Genomic DNA, 20,323 nt, shown 5'->3' on the forward strand with positions numbered 1-20,323 from the left:
TGAGCGATCTAAAAGGCCGGGCAAAGATGAAAAATGGGACAAATTACATTCAGATTATCTGTAATGGAGCAAATTTTTACAAACCCTGTAAAATTTAAAGACAAAATTTTATCTAAGTTTGTACGCTTATAAATACTCTTATGCCCATTAAATGGTATCAAAACTGGTTCAGTTCTCCCTATTACCACATTTTATATCATCAGAGAAACGACGAAGAAGCTGAGCTTTTTATTGACAGTCTTTGTGCTTTACTTAAGCCGGCTCATGGTTGTAAGATGCTGGATATTGCCTGTGGAAGGGGAAGACACTCGGTATATCTGAGCAGAAAAGGATACGACGTTACGGGTATAGACCTCTCTTATAGCAATATAAAGTTCGCGAAACAGTTTGAGAATGAAAAGCTTCATTTCTATCAGCATGACATGAGGCATCTGCTTTTCATCAACTATTTCGACATCACATTAAATATGTTCACAAGCTTCGGCTATTTCGAAAGTGAGCGGGATCATGTGAATGCCTTAAAATCTTTCCGCAAGTCATTAAAGTCTGATGGAGTCCTTGTTCTTGATTATTTCAATACTGAAAAGATCATTAAGAATTTGGCAAGACAAGAAGTGAAACATGTGGAGGGGATTGATTTTCATTTATCTAAAAAGGTAAATGAGGGAAAAATCATCAAAACGATATCGTTTGAACACAAAGACAAGGATTACCATTTCAAAGAGGAAGTTAAAGCATTCAGATTAGCTGACTTCGAGAAGATGTTCCGGTTGAGCGGGTTCACTGTTGACAAGGTTTTCGGAGACTATCATCTTAATAGTTATGACCCAGTTAAATCAGATCGTTTAATTTTCATTTGCAGGAAAGCTGATGTTTGAACAACTCATTCAATTTGACCACGAGCTTTTTACAGCAATAAATAGCGGACTTTCCAATGCCTTTTTTGATTGGTTAATGCCTATGTTAAGGAATCGCTATTTCTGGACTCCGATTTATGTATTTCTGATTATATTCCTTCTGAGAAATTATAAAAAGAGTGGTGCAATCTGTATCCTTTTCCTTCTTCTAACCTTTGCCCTTGCTGATTTCACAAGTGCATCTGTTATTAAGCCTTCTTTTCAAAGGCTGAGGCCATGTAATGAAAGTGGTTTTAAAGAAGAAATTATTTCCAGGGTAGCCTGTGGTGCAGGATTTAGTTTTCCCTCCTCACATGCAAGTAATCACTTTGCCATTGCCATGTTCCTTTCTGTAGTATTTGCAAGGAGATGGAAATGGATCTGGCTTCTAACTTTTGTCTGGGCATTTAGCATCGCGTTTGCTCAAGTTTATGTTGGGGTTCACTTCCCACTTGATGTTACTGCAGGAGCCCTGTTAGGATGCCTGATCGGCTACCTGACAGCAACTGGTTTTCTTACCCTTCTATCTGAGAAAAAATGGAATTCTGGCCTTTAATAATCCTGTTTGGCAGTTGCTTTTTAGGAGGTATGTCCATTTTCTACTTTAAGCAAAGTAATGCAGCAACCTTAAAGCTTATACTGTCTTTTAGCGGCGCCTATCTTTTTGCAATTACGATACTTCATTTAATTCCCGAAGTATATGAAAATGCAAGTCACAGAATTGGTCTGTTTGTATTAGGTGGCTTCCTGTTTCAAATACTCCTTGAACAATTTTCTGAGGGAATAGAACACGGACATATCCATAAGCATAATCATGATCACCATGTCTTTCCATATGGTATTATGATTTCCCTGTGCCTACATGCATTTCTCGAAGGGATGCCCCTGGCTAAGGGTTATCAAAACGAACTATTGTTCGGTATTGCTTTACATCATATCCCTGCTGCCTTTGCCCTTGGGAGTGTCTTACTGCAAAATCACATAAATAAGACAAAGATTATTTACTTATTGATCCTGTTTTCACTGATGTCTCCCGCAGGTTACCTTTTAAGCAATGCCTTAAGCAACGGCTCGATAGGAAACATTGAGCAATATTTTGACAGCATTATGGGTGTGGTTATAGGAATCTTTTTGCATATTTCTACCACTATTCTGTTTGAATCAAGTGTTGATCACCATTATAATGTAAGAAAGCTAATAGCAGTTTTGAGTGGAGTGGCTATAGCCCTTTTTAACTACCTGCTGCATTAGCCCCGTAACTTATCCAGAAGCAGATTAAGATGTTTTACCTCGCTTTCAGAAAGATTAGCCCGTAAGATATCCTCAGGAGTTATTACAGGATCCAGCTTCTTTAGTATATCCAGACCTTCCGGAGATATTATAATATCAACTGCACGGCGATCTTTCTGATTCACAGAACGGGTAACAAGTCCCTTTTGAACTAAACGATCGACGATACGAGAAGCATCGGACATTTTATCCAGCATGCGTTCCTTAAGCAAATTTATAGTAGCTGGCTTTGGGTGCTGGCCGCGGAGGATACGAAGAATATTAAATTGCTGTAGCGTTATCTGATAATCATCTAATCGTTCTTTCAGTATTGACGTGATCCAGTTGTAGGAGTAAACTACATTTACAACTACTTTTTGATAGTCACTCTCAAACTTCGATTGAATTTCCTTCTCAAGATCCATGTATTTTAGGTGTGATAGTGTTATTATTTGATGGTTGTTTTTTCTTTTTTTGCGCTTGGTGCCAGGGGCAATGCATGCATCCATTTTTGCAGCAATAACCTCGTTTCAAATGATAGGTAGCAGTAAAAACAAGCAGACCGCTATCGTTCAAGTAATAGTCTTCGCCCTCTTTCACCTTAATTCAATATTTTCACAGGTAAGCTTCCCGCAAAATAATCTTTTAGGAAAATTCCGTTACCATGTAGGGTCCATATTTCCTTCGGTTTAACTATATCAATGCTTTTTAGGATATCATCCCAGTCAGCATGGTCAGAGATATAGAGTTCCAAATCATTCTTTGCCTGCAATCTCTTCCAACCAGAAGCAAATACGCGAAGTACTCCCTTCGCTCTGAAATAGCTCTCAAATGTAAGAGGTGGCACAATATAAACAAATCCTTTTTCTGGTAATTTCATTAACTTTCTATCATAAGGCTTATAAACCCCGGGAGAAAAAGAAAAGTCCTCATAGATCTTTGTTATCCCTAACATAGAATGATGCAGAAAAATAGTTTTACCAGGACAATGTTTATTGAGTAGACTTATTAATCGCTGGGTTTTACCTAATGCATAGGCTCCCAGTAAAATATTATGATCCGATGCATTTAATTTATGCATCTCAGCATCAATATCAGGATGTTTTATGTCTGGATTAGCAAAGGTTGTCTCGGTGATGAACACATCGGCTTCTACCAATTCAAGCGGTTCACAGGTAGGATCGTCTTGCAGTTTAAAATCTCCGGTGTACAGGTATTTTGATTCCTGATATTCCATCAATATCAACGCTGAGCCTAGTATATGACCTGCCGGATAAAAAGTGATCTTTATGCCGTTAAGCAAAAAAAATTGGTGGTAGGAATAGCTGGATATATTACGCCCTGCATTTTTCTTCAAACGAAGCCGCATGATAGCAGCAGTTGCAGGAGTACAATAGACGTTATTATTACCACTGCAGGCATGATCACCGTGAGCATGAGAAACAACAGCATGATCTACAGGTTGCGAAGGATCGAGATAAAAGTTGCCCGGCTTACAAAACAGTCCGTTAACAGTAAAAACAAGGAAATCAGGTATAATCATTTGGTACTTTCCTCAAGAAAGCGTTGGTGTAATTTAATAATTTCAGGTAGCAGGAAATAAGTCTCGTTATTATTTAAAACGATATCGGCCAGCTTTTCTTTCTCCTCATCTGTCCACTGTCGCGCCATTCGCTTCCGTATTTCTTCTCCTGAGACATTGTCCCGTTGCATAACCCTTTTTAGCTTCAACTCAAGAGGAGATTTTACCAGGATTGTATAGCTGCAATCCTGATAAGAATTGCTTTCATACAGCAATGCGGCTTCTTTTAAAACGTAAGGCACGTTTTTCTGCTGCTCAGACCATAGATCAAAAGCCCTGAAGACTGCAGGATGCACAATAGAGTTTAACTTTTTAAGTTCCTTTTCGTCTCCAAATACTTTAGCAGCGAGGTAAGACCTGTTTAATTCGCCCGATTCAAAATATGCCTCATCTCCAAATAAGTCCTTTACGGCACTCACCAGAAGAGGGTCATTTTGCATAACAGACTTTGCTGCAATATCTGCATAGAATACCGGGATACCGAAGATCTCAAATACTTTGCAAATGGTTGTTTTCCCGCTGCCTATTCCTCCAGTAATTCCAATTCTTAGCATCTACTTTTGTATAATAAAATCAACTACCTGAGGTTCTATTTTTACAAGCCTGGTATAAGCAGGAAACTTTTTGAAAACAACTGGAAGTTGTGGAAATCTATTCTTTTGCCAGCCTTCCAGATCCGCTACAGCTAAAAAAGAATCACGTTCGAGAGATCGATAATTTCTCAAAGAAGTTAGAAGAGTCACCTTCACTTTTTCGGGTAGCAGGCGCACCTCCTGGTTCTGATCATTCAACACTTTAACAGGAATATCAAGAACCTTCTCTGTAAATACATCTACAGGAACCTTTATCTTAACCTGCTGAGGAATAACATCAACATTTGTTGCAGGTTTCTTTGTATTTACCTTACTGGCAATATTTGACTCCACCAAACCCATTGTAAAGATCTCAGTCTCCCAGAAATTAATTGATTTTACATCTTCAGCAGCTCCTGAAACTATCACCGAATCGGGCGAAAAAGTTAAAGGGCCCGACATCCCAAATCCCTTTTCGAATGCAAGACGATAAAGAAGCTTAACCGGGACTTTCTTGGTCACCCTTTTGGAGAAATCAAAGAACAAGGTATCTGGTGAGGCCGAGATGAATTTCTTGCCATTACTTAGCTGTGAACTTATCCGCTCTTTCTGTTCTGATAATAAAACCAGCTGATTTTGATTCAAACGTTTTAAGCTTATATTGATTGGAGTCGAATCTGATCTTAGTCTTGAAAACAATAATTGCCAACCAGTACCTTCAATATTAAGAGTAATACTATCATCATTTAAGGGTCTGAAAGCTTTATGAAAGGGAGGATCTACATAGTTTATCCTTACATGAAGAGAATAAGGATACCGGTTAGAAAGGGTAAAAAACAACCAGCAGAAAATAGCGATAAGCATACTTGTAAAAAAGACGGTTAGCCTCCGTCGCTCAATCCTGCTAAGTTTAAATACCGGCATATAAGCAAATTTACAATAGGCGGATGGGAATTAAAAATCAAATGCCATGCTAGTGCATGGCATTTGATGCTATAGGAAATCTTCCTTATGCTTTAGCAGCAGGAGGATTTAAACTTTTAGAAGAGTCTAGAGACACAGAAGCTTTGTCAAATCTGATCTTGGCACCACTTTCAACTTCCAGAACTATCGTAGCGTCGTTAATATCAACGATCCTTCCATGAATACCTGCAGTTGTTACCACCTTATCACCCTTTTTAAGGGCTTCTACGAATTTCTTCTGCTCTTTTTGTTTATTCATCTGCGGACGAATCATGAAGAAATAAAACACGATGATGATCAACACCATCGGAATCATTTGCATCATTCCACCTCCTACTTGTAATAAAATACTTGCTGTCATAATTTTTTTTATATCGTTTTATTTTTTTGCCTCCACTTCACCGATCAGGTACACCTCTGTGGCTGATGGAACTGCATTAGATGTAATAGTTACTACTTTATTCTGCATCCCTGATTTGCCAGCACTGTTAAATACAACCTTTATTACACCTGTTCCTTTTGGTGGGATAGGCGCATGAGGGAATTCAGGTATGGTACAACCACAGCTTGCACTGGCATTGGAAATGATCAAAGGACTTTTCCCGGTGTTCTCGAACTTAAAATCGTAGGTAACTTTTTCTCCTTCCGCAATCTTACCGAAATCATAGCTATTCTTTGCGAATTTAATTACCGGAGCATCCTCCGGATTTTCAACACTAGCATTGCTGGTACTGTCGGTTGTTCCTTTAGCCTCTTTTTTGTTGTTATTACATGCTGCAAGAAAAACAGAAACTGCTACCGTAGCAGTTAAAATAAAGTTTCTCATATATTGTTATTCAATTAATCCTCTTCCAGTTTTTCTGACCTTTCCTTCGGCCTTTAACTCTGCCAGAATTTTGTCTAAAATACCATTTATGAAAGAATTACTTTTAGGAGTACTAAATTCTTTTGCAATTTCGATGTACTCGTTCATTGTAACTTTCACTGGAATTGAAGGGAAATGCACGAGCTCGGTAAGCGCCATCTTCATTAATAATATATCGATAAGTGCAATACGATCGGCCTCCCAATTCTTTGTTTTCTCGGTGATATAACCCTGAAATTTCTCATCGTAAGCAATCACCTTGCTAAATAGATTAACGATAAAATCCCGGTCTTCTGTCCAATCAGGGCTTATTTTTGCTAATTTATTTTCATTAGGAACTTCGCTTTGAAAATTACTAAAGGTCTTGGCGACCATTGCATCAAGAACCTCTTTATCTACCGGCCAATTGATAAATTTATCTTCGAAAACCTGATCAACAGAAGCTGTAATCTTAATGATCTTCTTGTAAATAAATTTGATAATTTCTTTCTCAGCTCTAAGCGAATCATCTTCCGATGCAAGGTATGCTTCGTACTCCGGTTTGTCACGAAGGATATTATAGACAGTTTTAGAAACTTCCGGGTCGAAACTCCAGGATGCTCCGTACTTTTTCACTTCACGTTGATACTCAGAATTCTCACGTAAAGCCACCAGGAACTTATTTGAATGAAGCTTCGTATCAACATTCAGGTCTTCCTCAGAGGGAAGATAGCGGTTCTTTCTCTCATCCGCATCAATCAGCACATATTCGGCAGTATCCTGTAGTAAAGCCAGAAGCCAGATATACGTTTCATATACATCATCAACGCTTCCCAATAACTTTTTCTCAAAAGCCTTTACCTGTTTATCCTCCGATAGGTTATAAGCATACAGTGCTTGTAAAACCTTTACCCTTAACTGCCTTCTATTTAACATTTATAAGAACGATTTTTTATAATTTTTAATTAACAACAATCAGCTAAGCAAACCCTGCTTCACTGTATCCCTGCCAGCTTTGCTATAGTATAATCCCTTTTCTTAGTAGGAACCTTTGATCTTTTTAATATCCGCAATCCTTTTCTCAGCAATAATCGATGCGGCCTTGCTGGTGGGAATATTTTCTTCTTTGGACTTCTTAAGAACCGAGCGGGTAGCCGCATAAATGTTTTCGGCTAACTGCATTGTCCTTTTACGGCTATAAGCTGATTGAAGCTCAGAATAACAATTAATCATGCCGCCTGCATTAATAAGATAGTCAGGAGCGTAAAGGATCCCTTTTTCCAGGAGCATTTGACCATGCAGATCTTCATCTGACAACTGATTATTAGCAGAGCCTGCTATTACAGCGCATTTCATCTTCTGTATGGTTTCAGTATTAATGATTCCGCCCAGGGCACATGGTGCAAAAACATCGAATTCAAGATCAAGGATGTTATTATTAGATACCGCAGTAGCGCCATATTTCTTAGCGACTTGCCTCAATCTATCCTCATTGATGTCGCTTACATACACCTGCACGTTTTCATCCCTGAGCAAACGCACAAGATTTTCGCCTACGTGACCAATTCCTTGTACAGCTACAGAACGGCCTGCAAGCGAATCTGTACCAAAAACTTCTTTAACACAAGCCTTAATACCCAGCAACACGCCTTTTGCGGCTACCGGCGTTGGATCTCCGCTTCCTCCCAGTGATTCAGGCAAGCCAGCCACATAAGAAGTTTCCATACGGATATACTCCATGTCTTTTGTGTCTGTTCCTAAATCTTCTGCTGTAATGAAAGAGCCGTTGAGGTTTTTTATAAAGCGACCATAGCGGCGCATGAGTGCTTCGCTCTTCCCTGTTCGATTATCGCCAATGATCACTGCCTGACCGCCACCTAAATTAAGTCCGCTTATTGCCGCTTTGTAAGTCATGGTACGCGAAAGTCTCAGAACATCTTTCAATGCTTCAGTTTCAGAGCGGTAAGCCCACATCCTTGTTCCTCCGAAGGCCGGACCCAAAGTAGTATCGTGAATTGCTATGATTGCTTTTAGACCGGTGTCTTCATCACTGCAAAACACTACGTTTTGGTGAGAACATTTGCTAAGCTGGAAAAAAACAGAACTTTCTTCAAAAACCGTTGACGACATATACGCGATTAGGGCTGAAGCCGCAAAAGTACAAAATAATACATAAGTATAACTAAACAATGTTATGATCTTAGTTAGTTTTGTGGCATCAGTAGTAGATCGGGAGAAGATTCAACACCTTATGTTAACATGAAAGAACTTGCGTACCTTAATAAATATTTCTACAAATATCGCTGGCGACTTGTACCAGGGATATTCTTTGTTATTATATCCAATATCTTCGGGGTGTTACCTGCGCAGGTAATACGATTAGCATTTGATCTGGTTAACGAAAATATAAGCATATTCCGCCTCTTTAATGGATTTGAAAGGCAACAACTTATTTACCAGGTGTTCACTTCAAGCCTGCTGTTCTTTGGGGTCATCGTTCTTGTGTTAGCACTTCTGCGAGGGCTGTTTTTATTCTTTATGAGACAAACCATCATTCTCATGTCGCGACATATAGAGTACGACATGAAGAATGAGATCTACCAGCATTACCAGGAACTGTCGATGAGCTTTTTTCGCCGTAACAATACGGGGGACCTGATGAACCGGGTAACAGAGGACGTAAGCAGGGTAAGAATGTACGTAGGACCAGCAATAATGTATACTATCAATACTATTGTGCTTTTTGTTCTGGCTATTGTGGCCATGGTGAATGTAAATCTCAAGCTCGCCTTTTTCAGTCTTCTCCCCCTTCCTATACTTGCTGTAACTATCTATTATGTTCATAGCATTATTAATGTGCGAAGTGAGCGTATACAGGAGCAGCTCTCCCGTCTTTCAGGTTTTGTTCAGGAGAACTTTTCAGGAATTCGCGTGATAAAAGCTTATGGACGAGAAAAGGAGATCAGGAAGAACTTTGCTGAAGAAAGCGATCAATATAAAAACACCTCACTTGCACTAGTGCAGGTTCAGGCCCTTTTTTATCCTGCTATTCTTCTCCTGGTAGGGGTCAGCACTATTGTAACAGTTTATCTAGGCGGAATAGAGGTTATGAATGGCAGTATTACCCCTGGAAACATAGCGGAATTCATCGTCTACCTGAACTTGTTAACTTTTCCAGTGATGTCATTAGGATGGGTAACCTCGCTGGTTCAGAGGGCTGCTGCTTCACAAAAGCGGATAAATGAATTTCTACAGACGAAGCCTGAAATTGCCTGGAACAAGGAAGAAGAGTTTGATGTGCAGGGAAAAATTAAATTTGAAAATGTAAGCTTCGTGTATCCCGATACAGGAATTAAAGCGGTTGATAATATTTCATTCGAAGTTAATCCAGGAGAATTTCTGGCGATCATTGGAAGAACGGGATCTGGGAAGTCGACTGTTGCCAATTTGCTTCTTAGAATGTACGACGCTACTTCTGGAGAGATCTTCATTGACGGAAATCCTCTGAAAGAATTAAATCTTACCTCTTTTAGAAGTCAGGTCGGTTTTGTTCCGCAGGAAGTATTCCTCTTCTCTGACACAATCAGTAACAATATTGCATTTGGTAAAACAGAAACGATCAGCGAAAAGGTTGAGAAGGCAGCCAAAGACGCTGCAGTATACCAAAACATCATTGAGTTTGAAAAAGGTTTTGAAACGTTGATTGGAGAACGGGGCATTACTTTATCAGGAGGACAAAAACAAAGAGTTTCAATTGCCCGTGCCCTGATCAAAGACCCAAGAATTTTGGTTTTTGACGATTGCCTTTCGGCTATTGACACCCGTACCGAAGAAGAAATTCTCAACAATCTTGGAAAAAATATGCAAGGCAAAACCACAGTTTTAATTGCACATAGGGTTTCTACAATAAAAAATGCCGATAAAATCCTCGTTTTAGATCAGGGAAAGATAATAGAACAAGGAAATCATGAGGATTTGATGGATGCCAACGGTGTTTATAGGGATTTGTATGAAAAACAATTACTTGAGGAAGAGCAGGAAGACATTTCATAAATGTTCAAACACGTAAAAACTTCATCAATAGTATTTTGAACTATAAAATTTTTTACTTTATATTTACCGCAAGCAAACTTTAACGATAACATGGGAGATTTTGAAAACAAAGAGAGAGAAGAGGTTTTTTCAAAAAAAGTAAGAGCTGGTAAAAGGACCTATTTTTTTGATGTAAAGGCAACACGCTCTAACGACTATTACATCACTGTAACTGAAAGTAAAAAACGTCTTGAAGACGGCGTATTTGTTAAACATAAGATCTTTTTATACAAAGAAGATTTTGAGAAATTCAGCGAAGGATTAAAAGACACTGTTGAGTACATTAAAGCTCATCAGGAAGTAGTTGAAAAAAGATACGAATTCAGCGAAAATGCTTTTGAAACCAAGTCTGAAGACGACTTCTCTTTCGATATATAAGTTAAACCTAAATATTTGAAGACCTTAACCATTTCGGCCAACCGGGATGGTTTTCTTTTTTTAAGGAACCTTGACTTCATTTCTTTGTTAAGCTTAAAACTTTAACAAATGGAATACCTGCCTTCTGAAAAAAACTTTCTGGGCTTGCCGGATGAACGGCTTTATGCTTACGAAAGAAGTAAAGTTGTCATTCAACAAGCTCCTTATGAGTATACATCATCTTATCTCAGCGGCTCCCATAAAGGTCCGCAGGCTATCATAAAAGCTTCTGCCTATGTAGAGTGTTATGATGAAGAACTGGATGAAGAGGTAGTTGAAAAGCTTGGTATAGCAACTCTTCCCGCTATATCTTTTAAAGATAAGACCGATGCAGACGCTGTTCTACTAATAGAACAGGAGACAGATAAACTTCTGAACGACGGGAAATTCGTGGTATCCTTAGGGGCAGAGCATACCGTAACCCTGGGATTTGTTAAATCTTTCATAAAGAAGTATCCCGGATTAAGCATACTGCAAATAGATGCTCATTCTGATTTGAGGGATAGCTATAATGATAACAGGTACTCCCATGCATCTGTTATGGCAAGAATCCATGAACTTGGATTAACTATTTGCCAGGCAGGGATAAGGGCACAGTGCCGCGAAGAAGCAGAATTAATCAAAAGCTCTGAAAAGATCCATACATTCTATGCCCATCAGATCCGGGCCAATCCTCTTTGGATATCCGAAATTGTTGATTTTTTAGACAATGATGTTTATATCACCATAGACGCAGATGGTTTTGATCCCTCTATCATGCCAGGTGTGGGCACAGCAGAACCCAATGGCCTATTTTGGACAGAAACCTTAGAGCTTTTAAAGAAAGTATTCCGCGAACGTAATGTAGTTGGATTTGATGTGGTAGAGTGTGCTCCGATCAATGGCAGTATCTTATCAGAATACACCCTGGCTAAGCTGGTTTATAAACTGATCGGATACAAGTTTTCAGAGAAAACACGGTAAGTTAGCCCGGCCTCCCTTTAGCTAAATTAATTGCTATCTTTGCAGCCGAATTTTAATGGCTCTGATCAGATCATTAAGACTAAAGCCTGCTAGTTGGACGGTTACGAACGCTAGCTGAAGCAGGAGTAGTTTTATGTGCCGTTAGAATAAACGACTTACATAAAAAATAACAGAATATTAATGGCATTACAATGCGGAATTGTTGGCTTGCCCAACGTAGGAAAATCAACTCTTTTTAACTGTTTATCAAATGCGAAGGCTCAGGCTGCTAACTTCCCTTTTTGTACAATTGAACCTAATGTTGGGGTAATTACTGTACCTGACGAAAGGTTGAACAAGCTTGCAGAATTGGTAAATCCGCAAAGAGTAGTTCCTAATACCATTGAGATCGTTGACATCGCAGGATTGGTTAAAGGAGCAAGCAAAGGCGAAGGACTCGGTAATCAGTTTCTTGGAAACATCCGCACTACAAATGCCATTATACACGTATTACGCTGTTTTGATGACGGAAACGTAGTTCACGTAGATGGGTCTGTTGATCCTATCCGCGACAAAGAAATCATTGATACCGAGCTTCAGCTGAAAGACCTTGATACGGTAGACAAGCGCATTCAGAAAGTGGAAAAAATGGCGAGGACAGGTGGCGATAAGAATGCTAAGAAGACATTTGAAATTTTAAGTATAGTAAAAGCACATCTTGAATCTGGAAAATCGGTAAGAACCGCTCCAATTAGTGAAGAGGATCAGGAATTCATTTCCGACCTTAGCCTTCTTACCGTAAAGCCTGTACTGTATGTGTGTAACGTCGAGGAAGCCTCTGTAAATACAGGAAATGCATATGTTGAGCAGGTAAGAGAAGCGGTTAAAGAAGAAAATGCAGAGGTGCTGATCATTTCAGCAAAGATAGAATCAGAAATCGCTGAGCTTGAAAGCTACGAAGAAAGAGAAATGTTCCTGGCAGATCTGGGCTTGGAAGAGTCTGGCGTCGCAAAATTAATTCGCGCAGCTTATAGACTGCTTAACCTTGCAACTTACTTTACTGCAGGTGTTCAGGAAGTACGTGCATGGACAATTACCAATGGATTTACTGCTCCGCAAGCAGCAGGTGTAATTCACACAGATTTTGAAAAAGGCTTTATCCGTGCAGAGGTGATCAAATATGCGGATTTTGTTAACTACGGTTCAGAAGCAGCGTGTAAAGAAGCTGGAAAGCTGAGCGTGGAGGGTAAGACCTATGTTGTGGAGGATGGGGATATAATGCACTTTAGATTTAATGTGTAAGGTGGCTTACATCTAAATAAAAAAGGCAATTTGAGAATTCAAATTGCCTTTTTTATTTTCAAAGAATTTTGAGAATGACTTATGCTTTTTGACTTCGGTTTCTAAGAACTGCAATACCAAAAGTTGCGGAGACTGCTATTAACCAAACTACATGATCGTCTAAAGGACCTCGTTCATCACAATTCAATTCCTCACATTCATCTGGCGGAACCCCTCCGAATCCCGGATCATCAAAGCCAGAACTCGAATCAATCGATAAGGCCAGGATCAAACAAAACACTAAAAAAAATTTCTTCATAAACACCCTAATTCTTCAATACTTTATAATTACCAATAAGGGTATCTTCAGCAGTACGAACCTCTAAAATATACATCCCTTTATCTATTGATGACGCTACAAGCTCCCGACCTGCAGCCTGTATTATCTCCTTACCATTTAAATCAAAAAGGCGTAATCTCAAATCAGCCTTACTTTCGACCGTTTCTATTTTGAATACTTCGGAAGATGGATTGGGATAAATATTCAAGGCTACCGGTGAAATCAATGAAAAATCGGCTGAAATAACATTACTATAAGTGTAAAGACCATCGATATCTATGGACTTTAAACGATAGTAGTTTACGCCTGCTATTGGTGACTTATCAGTTGTAGTATAGTTCCTAGTTGTGGAGGAATTACCAGCAGCTTCGATCTTTCCAACAGTATAAAATTCCTTACCGTTCGCTGATTGTTGAATTTCATAATATTTGCTATTTAACTCACTAGATGTTGCCCACTGTAGAATTACACCTCCGGGGACCGCTTTACCTGTAAAAGTGGTAAGCTTTATTGGAAGGGTAGTAGCGGGAATGAACATTAATTTAAATCGATCGCCATAGGTGCTGCCTATTGTCTTGTCGATATCAAAAGAATACTGTTGATCTGTATTGAGATTGGTAACCGTTCCGTTATAATTATCCTTTAGGAAAACAGTAGTAGCATCCATTCCTTTCTGATCGGAGAGCTTAAGGGAATAATTTCCACTTTCCGTGGCTGTTGCATAAAGAGGTATTTCCTGTTGCTCAGATATCTTTGGAAGGTAATTTATTGCTAAATACTTACTGTCAGGCGTGACACTAGTTAAAGTTACTGGGCCCTCTCCCATATATGAAATGTCACTTTCATCTAGCGTTGGTAATGAGCCATCCTTGACTACTATTGTTGTTTCGTCTGTTGAATATTCATCTTTTGTCAACGCTATACTAACCTTGTTTATTGAGGATGAGTTTGTTTTCATGGAACTTCCCTTTTCGTTAGAGAATGAAATTAAAGGAGCGTCAAGAATACTCATAAGCCGTGTCGGGGGAGCAACATCAGGCACTTTCGCACTTTCTGAAAACGTAATAGAAGGATTCGCTTTATTGGCCTTCACAAAAAATCCTTGTCCCGGCAAAATAAATCTTGATCCGCCATTATTACTCACTGATGGCGTATATACCGCAAAGAGCCCATTCTGCTTTTGAATCCATATAGTGGTTTCAAGCCCATCTTTCGTAATGCCTGAACTTTCCCAGTCAATTACTGAGGGATAAGGATTACCAATAAGATTGAAACCATTACTGCCAGCTTCTCCTGCGTTGTTTGTATAAGTAATACTTGGTGAAATACTTCCACTATTAATTATTCCATAGTAGTCCATTATTACATCTTCCGGAGTGCCATAGCTACCGCCAACCTTTACAAACTTATTTCCCTTAGAATTATCCTTCTTTCCTCGGAAATAGAAATAGATCCCTTTACCCTGCGGGATAACTTCTATTGTTGCATTAGCAGGATATAAATACTGGTTTTGACTATTCTTCTGTGGTTCGTTATAGTACTTAATAGTACTACCATTAGTTGGAGATGCATCAAAACCATTTACTTCACCTCCTGGGCCTGTTACATACATTGTACTTTTATATCCCGCAACTTTATATCCCTTTGACGGACTACTTGCAGTGTAGACTGGCGAAGTTAAAGTGCGAAAGTTCCTATTAGAGATAGAGCTTCCAGTTAAAAAAGCCTGTACATGAACATTTCCTGAGACCTGAGCTCCATTTAACAGGGGTCCAATATTAGCATTAGTAGTTGCTGTTGCCTTAAGAGTTAAATTGCCATCAGATATTAGTTCGGAATTAGCACCAATCTGTAGATTACCAAACAATATAAGCTCATTTTCCAAAATGATATCTCTTGCCGCAGTCGCTCCGCCTACAATAAGCTTACTTAGACTGTTAGTACTACCAGGTGTTGTTTGATCAAAACGAAGATTAACATTTGTGGTGCCGGTAATTTCAAGTACACTTTTAGGGCTTCCAACAATTACTCCTGGACCGGAAATTGACGATACTGTAAGCTTTTTATCATTCAAATAAATCTTCACATTATTTTCCAATACTAAATTTCTTACTTGAAGATCCGCATTGAGTGTGAGACTATTCGATGTAAGAGGTATAATTACATCTGTTGTACCATTAGGTACAGCACTACCGTTACAGGTTGACCAATTACTTGTAGTACCAGAGGCCCCATCGCTTGCACCCGTCCATTTAATTCCGCCAAGCGATGCGAGTACAGGAGTTCTCGTGGTAGTACATGAATTCTTCCCATTAATACTTGCTTGAGCATAGTAGGTTTTATCAGAAGACGTTAAAGCAGGAGTTTCCCAGGTTGTTCCCGACCCAACTTGGTTGCCGCCTGTAGCAGAATCCCACCATGTTACACTATATCCCGATGTTGCTGTTGCCTTTAATGTAGCTTTTGCATTCGAGCATGCGGTTCCGGGGGTTACAGAGGTTATACCATTTATATTCACACCAACGATAACCGGAGAACTTTTACAGTTGCCATCCACTTTTGACACGTAGTACTCGTATGATCCACCTAAATTTGTATAAGGAACAGAACTTGCTGGAAGTGCTTCGTTTTTAACCACAAACTTTAAATTGTCGAAACAGAGTGAAGAGAAACTTGTACTCGTTAAACTTACTGTTCCACTAATTTCGGAAAGGGGTAAAACATTAGATGAGGCAATGTCTCCGAAGTGACCAGTTCCTGAAACAATACCAATCCCGTAAGTGCCAGCTTTATCAATGGTGTAATTGAAAATGTTTGTAATCTTTATGGCATCAGCAGCTGAAGTTTGGCTTGTAAGTGTAGAAGACTGAGCTAGCAGGGCTCCATCTCCATCATAAATTCCCAACCTTAAATCTGATACAGAACTATAGGGGCTTAAATAATAATCGAGCGAAGTTAGGGTAACGCCGGGGAGATAGGTTTTGAAATATACCTTTTTACCCCTATCATTAGTACTGCTGACATAAAAATTAGACTTAGGAATGGATCCATTCGAAATAACAGGACGGATTATACTCTCCCATAAAAGCGTTGAAGTTGAAAAAGTTGAAGAGGAAACACTAGTTCCCTGGCAAAAACTATAAGAACTAGATAAATCAGGAGAGGCTATTGAATTAACTATTACAGAAATTGTTGAAGTATTACTTTTGATACCATTTACAGTCTGTGACACATAGTAGTTATAGGTTCCTCCAACAGTAGTAACAGGTGTGGGTGCTACTGAAGAAGATAAAGTTCCGCTATACTGAATATTGCTGAATGCTCTGGTCCCCGAACTTGTTCCAGTAATATTCATCAAAGTTGATGTAATTAGAGAATAATTATCCTGATAAGCGTTTACTCCATTTCCGGCTGAAATAGCGACCGCATAAGTACCAGCAGAAGGTAGTAAGTAATTAAACGTAATAGTAGCTCTATTACCCGTATTAACAGCTGTCACATCTTCGCTATTAACAGTTTTTAAGACATTCCCATTATTGTCATACAAAGAGTATTTTAAGTTCGACCCAAAGCTTTGGTATGACGGGACATTAATATCTACTGATATTAATTTAACATTCGGAACAGATGTAGTAAAAAAGGTTTTATTACCTTCTCCGCACCATATTATGTTTGCAGACATTGCTGGGCCGACGGAAGATGCAACGGGACTTTCCCATAAGAGATTAGAACCAGTAGCGGTTAACGGAGACGCAGAAGCCCCTAGACAATAACTAATAGGACTTGTAACTTTGGGAGGTGAAACAGTTTGAGATGAAAGGTTCTCTATGCCTATACCCAGAATAAATAGGAATACAAAAATCCTTTGAATTAATGAATCCATGAGAGTTGCGTTAATGTTAAATGCGTTAAAAACTGGAAGCTAATAAGAGAGGCTTCCTTAATTACTCACCATACTTATGCTACAAGGAATTTTCGACGAAGAGAAAACTAAATCGAAAAAGCTCATAAGCTTTAACATTAAAGACAAAAACCTAACCAGAAAAAATGTTGCAACATCATTTATATTCCTCACGTATAAAAGCCTGATGAAAAGAATTTTACTGTGAGATATTTTGTAGCTGGAGAGCATTGAAGCAAAATAACAGAGAGTTTTTTCCCCAACATCAACGGAAAAGAAACAACAAAAAGAGAAATTAAATACCCAGTGTGAAATTATATTGGATGCATGAGTTCAACCCCACGTATTGGGAAATTCCAATACGGAACCAGCCAATACTTTCTGGGGGATAGATGGGGATAAGGTTCAAGAAATTAAAGGGAAATTGTACCAGCAATCTAATTGTCCCGGTATTAATATTTCCAGGAGTAGACTGAAAATAAAAAAGTCCCCAACTTGTGGAGACTTCTCATAATATTATACGGGAACAAATCGACAAAGAATAAGGGTTTTAGTTCAACCCGTTAGCCTTCTTCCATTTAGGAAAATCCTTCTGCAGAAGTTTAGCCGGCCATGTGCCATACCAGGCATATCCCATTCGCCTTTCATCGTCAATGTCTGCCAGCGCATATCGTACTACCGCATCGCGTCCTATAAAGATTGGTTTAAAGGTTTCTAACTCATAAAACCTTGCCCAGATGGTTGAGGCATCATCTTTTACCACAATACGGTCTTTACCTTTAGTCATAGCCGGAGCCTCGATATCTTTTGTATTGTAACCTGCAATTTTAACCAGATCAAACCAAACTACAGCGCCCGTTATTGCATCCTTCACTTCATTTGAAGGATTAGGCATACGCATCAGGAATTGAACGATAGCAACCGACTCAGCACTGCTGAGAGATGCAGGTTCAAATGCTCTTGCTTTAGCAGGGGTTAAAGTATTTTGATCATACTGTGCAGCCCATGCCGTTAACTTACCTTTCGTTTTAATCTGTGTTTTAAGAATACATTTTACACCATTATTAACAGCTTCTGCTGCCTTACTTGTAAAGCGGGCATCAACAACTTCAAAATCATTTGTTTTTTCAACAATATCCTGAAGAACGTTAAGCAAGTTAATCATCGCATTATCATTGTACGTGATCTGTCCTCTGTACAAATTTTTACGTGGGAAATACTGAGGCCAGCCTCCATTAGGATATTGTGCTTTGAGGATGTAATCAATTCCTTTTTCTGCCGCTTTCAGGTAAGCAGGGTTCTGGGTCTCCTTATAAGCTTTTACAAGGTATCTTATTTCGCGACTTGTAGCTTTGTTATCAAAAGTCCCGTCTTCATCGTTAATTCCACTTAATACCTCCTTTTTCTGCGCGTCGGTCAATACCCCCTCGTACACGACCTTTTTCTCGTGAATCGCCTTTGGCCATCCCCCATAGCTACGTTGATAGATAAGCATATTCTCTGCTATTGGGTCAGTCTTAACCTGGGCAGAAACTGATGCAGCAGAAGAAAAATAAAAAGCAAATACAATTAATAAATTACTAAAAATACGTGTACGTCTCATCATATGATCTGAGCTGTAAACGTAAGAAAAACAAGAAAGTTGCGATAGTTGAGATTTCTATTTTGAGAACATTCGGCGGGTACAAGAAGTATCTTAAACAAGAAAAGCTGCATTGCTGCAGCTTTCTCCAATTAAGGCTTGTAATATTGTTTTGCCTCCGGTAATCGTTTCTGGATGTTTGCAATCCTTGTTTGATCACTAGGGTGAGTACTTAAAAATTCAGGTGGCGCACCGTTTCCTTCTTTAGAAGAAGCCATTCGCTGCCAAAAAGAAACTGCACTTTCAGGATTATATCCAGCCATAGCCATAAAGATCAAACCTAACCTATCTGCTTCTGATTCCTGATTTCTGCCATATTTTAACAAAGCTAGCTGACCTCCAAGACCGTAAAGCTGCGAAACAGTCTGAGAGCCTGTTGCTGCTCCAACAATACCTCCCAAAGCTTGAGCTCCTGCTGTTTGAGAATATCTTTCTTCGGAGTGACGAGCTATAGCATGAGCAATTTCATGGCCCATAACAGTTGCTAAACCTGCATCGGTTTGAGTAACAGGCAGGATTCCGGTATAAACCGCAACTTTCCCTCCAGGCATACACCAGGCATTGATCTCCTTGCTTTGAACTACATTGAACTCCCATTGGAAGTTATACTGGTTGGCCTGACCATTTTGCGAAAGGAATGTTTCTATAGCACGAGCGATTCTGTTCCCCACGGTCCTTACTCTCTGAACATCGCTACCACTGCTAACTACTTTAGTTTTAGGATCAGAAAGGAACTGCCGGTAGGCTTGTGCAGCTTCCTGTTGAATCTGATCTGAATTTGCCAGATTTAATTGTCTACGTCCGGTGATTGGAACAGTAGAGCATGCTTCCATTATAACAAAGCACGCAAGTGTGCCTAAAATTTTTATCTTTCTCATAGAATGTGTTTTTGCAATTAACAGTTTACAGTTTATGCTGTTTTTTTTCGAAACAGATTTATCCTGTTTTCCTTGCCTTTAAGCAAACGCTCGATGTTTTTCTGATGAGTAACCAGAATCAATATACATATACACATTCCATACAGCACTATTGAGCGCAGTGGCGAATGAAAAACAAATATTATACTTAAGGGGAATGCAAAACCCGCACTAATAGAGCTCAGAGAGACATATTTTGACACTAGTAACACCACAAGGAAAACTCCTATGCAGATCAGGGCTGCTTGCAAATGTACAGCCAGTATCATTCCGCAGAGGGTTGCAATACCTTTACCTCCTCTAAAGCCGGCAAAAATGGGGAATAAATGGCCCATAACTGCAGTTATGCCAAGAGCGAGCTGATAATTTGTAAATTGAACAGAATGGAGGGGACCTGTAACTGAAAGCCCGATAAAATAAACAAGATTTGTAGCGGTCCAACCTTTTACAATATCGATGACCATGACCGCAATTCCTGGCTTTTTTCCCAGAACTCTAAAAGTGTTTGTGGCACCGGCATTTCCGCTTCCGTATTCGCGAACGTCTATTCCATAAAACGCCTGACCTATCCAAACCGCACTTGGAATTGATCCACACAGATATGCCAGGATGAGTGCTCCTATCGAGTAAATTGATATCATTCAGCTTGCAAGTATACTAAAAAA

The 20,323-nt window shown here is 39.3% G+C and carries 21 protein-coding genes; 7 read left to right on the plus strand and 14 right to left on the minus strand.

Going from position 1 to position 20,323, the window contains the following annotated elements:
* Positions 1 to 140: 140 nt before the first annotated feature.
* The 3 genes from J4N24_RS03570 to J4N24_RS03580 are packed head-to-tail and all read left to right on the plus strand — an operon-like array spanning position 141 to position 2,147.
* Entirely contained in the window at positions 141 to 878 is a 738-nt protein-coding gene (locus J4N24_RS03570) for a class I SAM-dependent methyltransferase (RefSeq protein WP_207532248.1), read from the plus strand.
* Positions 871 to 1,452 (plus strand): phosphatase PAP2 family protein, encoded by a 582-nt coding sequence (locus J4N24_RS03575; RefSeq protein ID WP_207532249.1) that lies wholly within the window; start codon positions 871 to 873, stop codon positions 1,450 to 1,452. The genes J4N24_RS03570 and J4N24_RS03575 overlap by 8 nt, the downstream gene beginning before the upstream one ends.
* The gene (locus tag J4N24_RS03580; protein ID WP_207532250.1) at positions 1,434 to 2,147 is read left to right on the plus strand and encodes a ZIP family metal transporter; all 714 of its coding nucleotides are present in this window, start codon (positions 1,434 to 1,436) and stop codon (positions 2,145 to 2,147) included. The genes J4N24_RS03575 and J4N24_RS03580 overlap by 19 nt, the downstream gene beginning before the upstream one ends.
* Here J4N24_RS03580 and J4N24_RS03585 read toward each other — a convergent pair.
* From J4N24_RS03585 to J4N24_RS03625, 9 genes are all read right to left on the minus strand, one after another.
* Entirely contained in the window at positions 2,144 to 2,590 is a 447-nt protein-coding gene (locus tag J4N24_RS03585; RefSeq protein WP_207532251.1) for a MarR family winged helix-turn-helix transcriptional regulator, read from the minus strand. The genes J4N24_RS03580 and J4N24_RS03585 overlap by 4 nt on opposite strands.
* Positions 2,580 to 2,765, minus strand: a complete 186-nt coding sequence (locus tag J4N24_RS03590) for a C1orf53 family protein (protein WP_207532252.1) — start codon at positions 2,763 to 2,765, stop codon at positions 2,580 to 2,582. The genes J4N24_RS03585 and J4N24_RS03590 overlap by 11 nt, the downstream gene beginning before the upstream one ends.
* Position 2,766: 1 nt before the next feature.
* Entirely contained in the window at positions 2,767 to 3,708 is a 942-nt protein-coding gene (locus tag J4N24_RS03595) for an exonuclease (RefSeq protein WP_207532253.1), read from the minus strand.
* Positions 3,705 to 4,301 (minus strand): dephospho-CoA kinase, encoded by a 597-nt coding sequence (coaE, locus tag J4N24_RS03600; RefSeq protein ID WP_207532254.1) that lies wholly within the window; start codon positions 4,299 to 4,301, stop codon positions 3,705 to 3,707. The genes J4N24_RS03595 and coaE overlap by 4 nt, the downstream gene beginning before the upstream one ends.
* Positions 4,302 to 5,243, minus strand: coding sequence for a YbbR-like domain-containing protein (locus J4N24_RS03605; protein ID WP_207532255.1), 942 nt, complete (start codon positions 5,241 to 5,243; stop codon positions 4,302 to 4,304).
* Positions 5,244 to 5,328: 85 nt separating this feature from the next.
* The gene (gene yajC, locus J4N24_RS03610; RefSeq protein ID WP_207532256.1) at positions 5,329 to 5,643 is read right to left on the minus strand and encodes a preprotein translocase subunit YajC; all 315 of its coding nucleotides are present in this window, start codon (positions 5,641 to 5,643) and stop codon (positions 5,329 to 5,331) included.
* Positions 5,644 to 5,661: 18 nt separating this feature from the next.
* Positions 5,662 to 6,108 carry a DUF1573 domain-containing protein gene (locus J4N24_RS03615; RefSeq protein WP_207532257.1) on the minus strand — a complete coding sequence of 149 codons (447 nt, stop codon included), beginning with the start codon at positions 6,106 to 6,108 and terminating at the stop codon, positions 5,662 to 5,664.
* A gap of 6 nt (positions 6,109 to 6,114) precedes the next feature.
* Positions 6,115 to 7,062 carry a transcription antitermination factor NusB gene (nusB, locus tag J4N24_RS03620; protein WP_207532258.1) on the minus strand — a complete coding sequence of 316 codons (948 nt, stop codon included), beginning with the start codon at positions 7,060 to 7,062 and terminating at the stop codon, positions 6,115 to 6,117.
* A 102-nt stretch (positions 7,063 to 7,164) separates the two neighbouring features.
* The gene (locus J4N24_RS03625; protein WP_207532259.1) at positions 7,165 to 8,256 is read right to left on the minus strand and encodes a Glu/Leu/Phe/Val family dehydrogenase; all 1,092 of its coding nucleotides are present in this window, start codon (positions 8,254 to 8,256) and stop codon (positions 7,165 to 7,167) included.
* A 129-nt stretch (positions 8,257 to 8,385) separates the two neighbouring features.
* Here J4N24_RS03625 and J4N24_RS03630 point away from each other — a divergent pair, with 129 nt between their 5' ends.
* The 4 genes from J4N24_RS03630 to ychF all read left to right on the plus strand — a co-directional run bounded on the left by J4N24_RS03630 (position 8,386) and on the right by ychF (position 12,879).
* A complete protein-coding gene (locus J4N24_RS03630) occupies positions 8,386 to 10,179 on the plus strand; it encodes an ABC transporter ATP-binding protein (protein WP_207532260.1) in 1,794 nt (597 codons plus the stop codon).
* Between the two features lie 90 nt (positions 10,180 to 10,269).
* Positions 10,270 to 10,596 carry a DUF3276 family protein gene (locus J4N24_RS03635; protein WP_207532261.1) on the plus strand — a complete coding sequence of 109 codons (327 nt, stop codon included), beginning with the start codon at positions 10,270 to 10,272 and terminating at the stop codon, positions 10,594 to 10,596.
* Positions 10,597 to 10,704: 108 nt separating this feature from the next.
* Entirely contained in the window at positions 10,705 to 11,598 is an 894-nt protein-coding gene (speB, locus tag J4N24_RS03640) for an agmatinase (RefSeq protein ID WP_207532262.1), read from the plus strand.
* A 180-nt stretch (positions 11,599 to 11,778) separates the two neighbouring features.
* Positions 11,779 to 12,879 (plus strand): redox-regulated ATPase YchF, encoded by a 1,101-nt coding sequence (gene ychF, locus J4N24_RS03645; RefSeq protein ID WP_207532263.1) that lies wholly within the window; start codon positions 11,779 to 11,781, stop codon positions 12,877 to 12,879.
* Positions 12,880 to 12,958: 79 nt separating this feature from the next.
* Here the strand turns inward: ychF and J4N24_RS03650 are convergent, their stop codons facing one another.
* From J4N24_RS03650 to plsY, 5 genes are all read right to left on the minus strand, one after another.
* Positions 12,959 to 13,177 (minus strand): hypothetical protein, encoded by a 219-nt coding sequence (locus J4N24_RS03650; RefSeq protein WP_207532264.1) that lies wholly within the window; start codon positions 13,175 to 13,177, stop codon positions 12,959 to 12,961.
* 7 nt (positions 13,178 to 13,184) lie between these two features.
* Positions 13,185 to 17,081 (minus strand): Ig-like domain-containing protein, encoded by a 3,897-nt coding sequence (locus J4N24_RS03655; protein WP_207532265.1) that lies wholly within the window; start codon positions 17,079 to 17,081, stop codon positions 13,185 to 13,187.
* 568 nt (positions 17,082 to 17,649) lie between these two features.
* Positions 17,650 to 18,705 carry a pectate lyase gene (gene pelA / locus J4N24_RS03660; protein WP_242691486.1) on the minus strand — a complete coding sequence of 352 codons (1,056 nt, stop codon included), beginning with the start codon at positions 18,703 to 18,705 and terminating at the stop codon, positions 17,650 to 17,652.
* Between the two features lie 128 nt (positions 18,706 to 18,833).
* A complete protein-coding gene (locus J4N24_RS03665) occupies positions 18,834 to 19,619 on the minus strand; it encodes a M48 family metallopeptidase (RefSeq protein ID WP_207532266.1) in 786 nt (261 codons plus the stop codon).
* A 32-nt stretch (positions 19,620 to 19,651) separates the two neighbouring features.
* Positions 19,652 to 20,299 (minus strand): glycerol-3-phosphate 1-O-acyltransferase PlsY, encoded by a 648-nt coding sequence (gene plsY, locus J4N24_RS03670; RefSeq protein WP_207532267.1) that lies wholly within the window; start codon positions 20,297 to 20,299, stop codon positions 19,652 to 19,654.
* Positions 20,300 to 20,323: the final 24 nt, after the last annotated feature.

This window comes from Desertivirga arenae, assembly GCF_017355785.1.
In the GTDB taxonomy this organism is placed as follows: domain Bacteria; phylum Bacteroidota; class Bacteroidia; order Sphingobacteriales; family Sphingobacteriaceae; genus Desertivirga; species Desertivirga arenae.

What these genes read in the sequence shown, in the direction of transcription:
- J4N24_RS03570 (WP_207532248.1), top strand. Translation starts at nt 141, where the DNA reads ATGCCCATTAAATGGTATCAAAACTGGTTCAGTTCTCCCTATTACCAC.
- J4N24_RS03635 (WP_207532261.1), top strand. Translation starts at nt 10,270, where the DNA reads ATGGGAGATTTTGAAAACAAAGAGAGAGAAGAGGTTTTTTCAAAAAAA.
- J4N24_RS03605 (WP_207532255.1), bottom strand. Translation starts at nt 5,243, where the DNA reads ATGCCGGTATTTAAACTTAGCAGGATTGAGCGACGGAGGCTAACCGTC.
- yajC (WP_207532256.1), bottom strand. Translation starts at nt 5,643, where the DNA reads ATGACAGCAAGTATTTTATTACAAGTAGGAGGTGGAATGATGCAAATG.
- J4N24_RS03625 (WP_207532259.1), bottom strand. Translation starts at nt 8,256, where the DNA reads ATGTCGTCAACGGTTTTTGAAGAAAGTTCTGTTTTTTTCCAGCTTAGC.
- J4N24_RS03575 (WP_207532249.1), top strand. Translation starts at nt 871, where the DNA reads ATGTTTGAACAACTCATTCAATTTGACCACGAGCTTTTTACAGCAATA.
- plsY (WP_207532267.1), bottom strand. Translation starts at nt 20,299, where the DNA reads ATGATATCAATTTACTCGATAGGAGCACTCATCCTGGCATATCTGTGT.
- J4N24_RS03580 (WP_207532250.1), top strand. Translation starts at nt 1,434, where the DNA reads ATGGAATTCTGGCCTTTAATAATCCTGTTTGGCAGTTGCTTTTTAGGA.
- J4N24_RS03585 (WP_207532251.1), bottom strand. Translation starts at nt 2,590, where the DNA reads ATGGATCTTGAGAAGGAAATTCAATCGAAGTTTGAGAGTGACTATCAA.
- J4N24_RS03665 (WP_207532266.1), bottom strand. Translation starts at nt 19,619, where the DNA reads ATGAGAAAGATAAAAATTTTAGGCACACTTGCGTGCTTTGTTATAATG.
- J4N24_RS03615 (WP_207532257.1), bottom strand. Translation starts at nt 6,108, where the DNA reads ATGAGAAACTTTATTTTAACTGCTACGGTAGCAGTTTCTGTTTTTCTT.
- ychF (WP_207532263.1), top strand. Translation starts at nt 11,779, where the DNA reads ATGGCATTACAATGCGGAATTGTTGGCTTGCCCAACGTAGGAAAATCA.
- J4N24_RS03655 (WP_207532265.1), bottom strand. Translation starts at nt 17,081, where the DNA reads ATGGATTCATTAATTCAAAGGATTTTTGTATTCCTATTTATTCTGGGT.
- pelA (WP_242691486.1), bottom strand. Translation starts at nt 18,705, where the DNA reads ATGATGAGACGTACACGTATTTTTAGTAATTTATTAATTGTATTTGCT.
- nusB (WP_207532258.1), bottom strand. Translation starts at nt 7,062, where the DNA reads ATGTTAAATAGAAGGCAGTTAAGGGTAAAGGTTTTACAAGCACTGTAT.
- speB (WP_207532262.1), top strand. Translation starts at nt 10,705, where the DNA reads ATGGAATACCTGCCTTCTGAAAAAAACTTTCTGGGCTTGCCGGATGAA.
- J4N24_RS03595 (WP_207532253.1), bottom strand. Translation starts at nt 3,708, where the DNA reads ATGATTATACCTGATTTCCTTGTTTTTACTGTTAACGGACTGTTTTGT.
- J4N24_RS03650 (WP_207532264.1), bottom strand. Translation starts at nt 13,177, where the DNA reads ATGAAGAAATTTTTTTTAGTGTTTTGTTTGATCCTGGCCTTATCGATT.
- coaE (WP_207532254.1), bottom strand. Translation starts at nt 4,301, where the DNA reads ATGCTAAGAATTGGAATTACTGGAGGAATAGGCAGCGGGAAAACAACC.
- J4N24_RS03630 (WP_207532260.1), top strand. Translation starts at nt 8,386, where the DNA reads ATGAAAGAACTTGCGTACCTTAATAAATATTTCTACAAATATCGCTGG.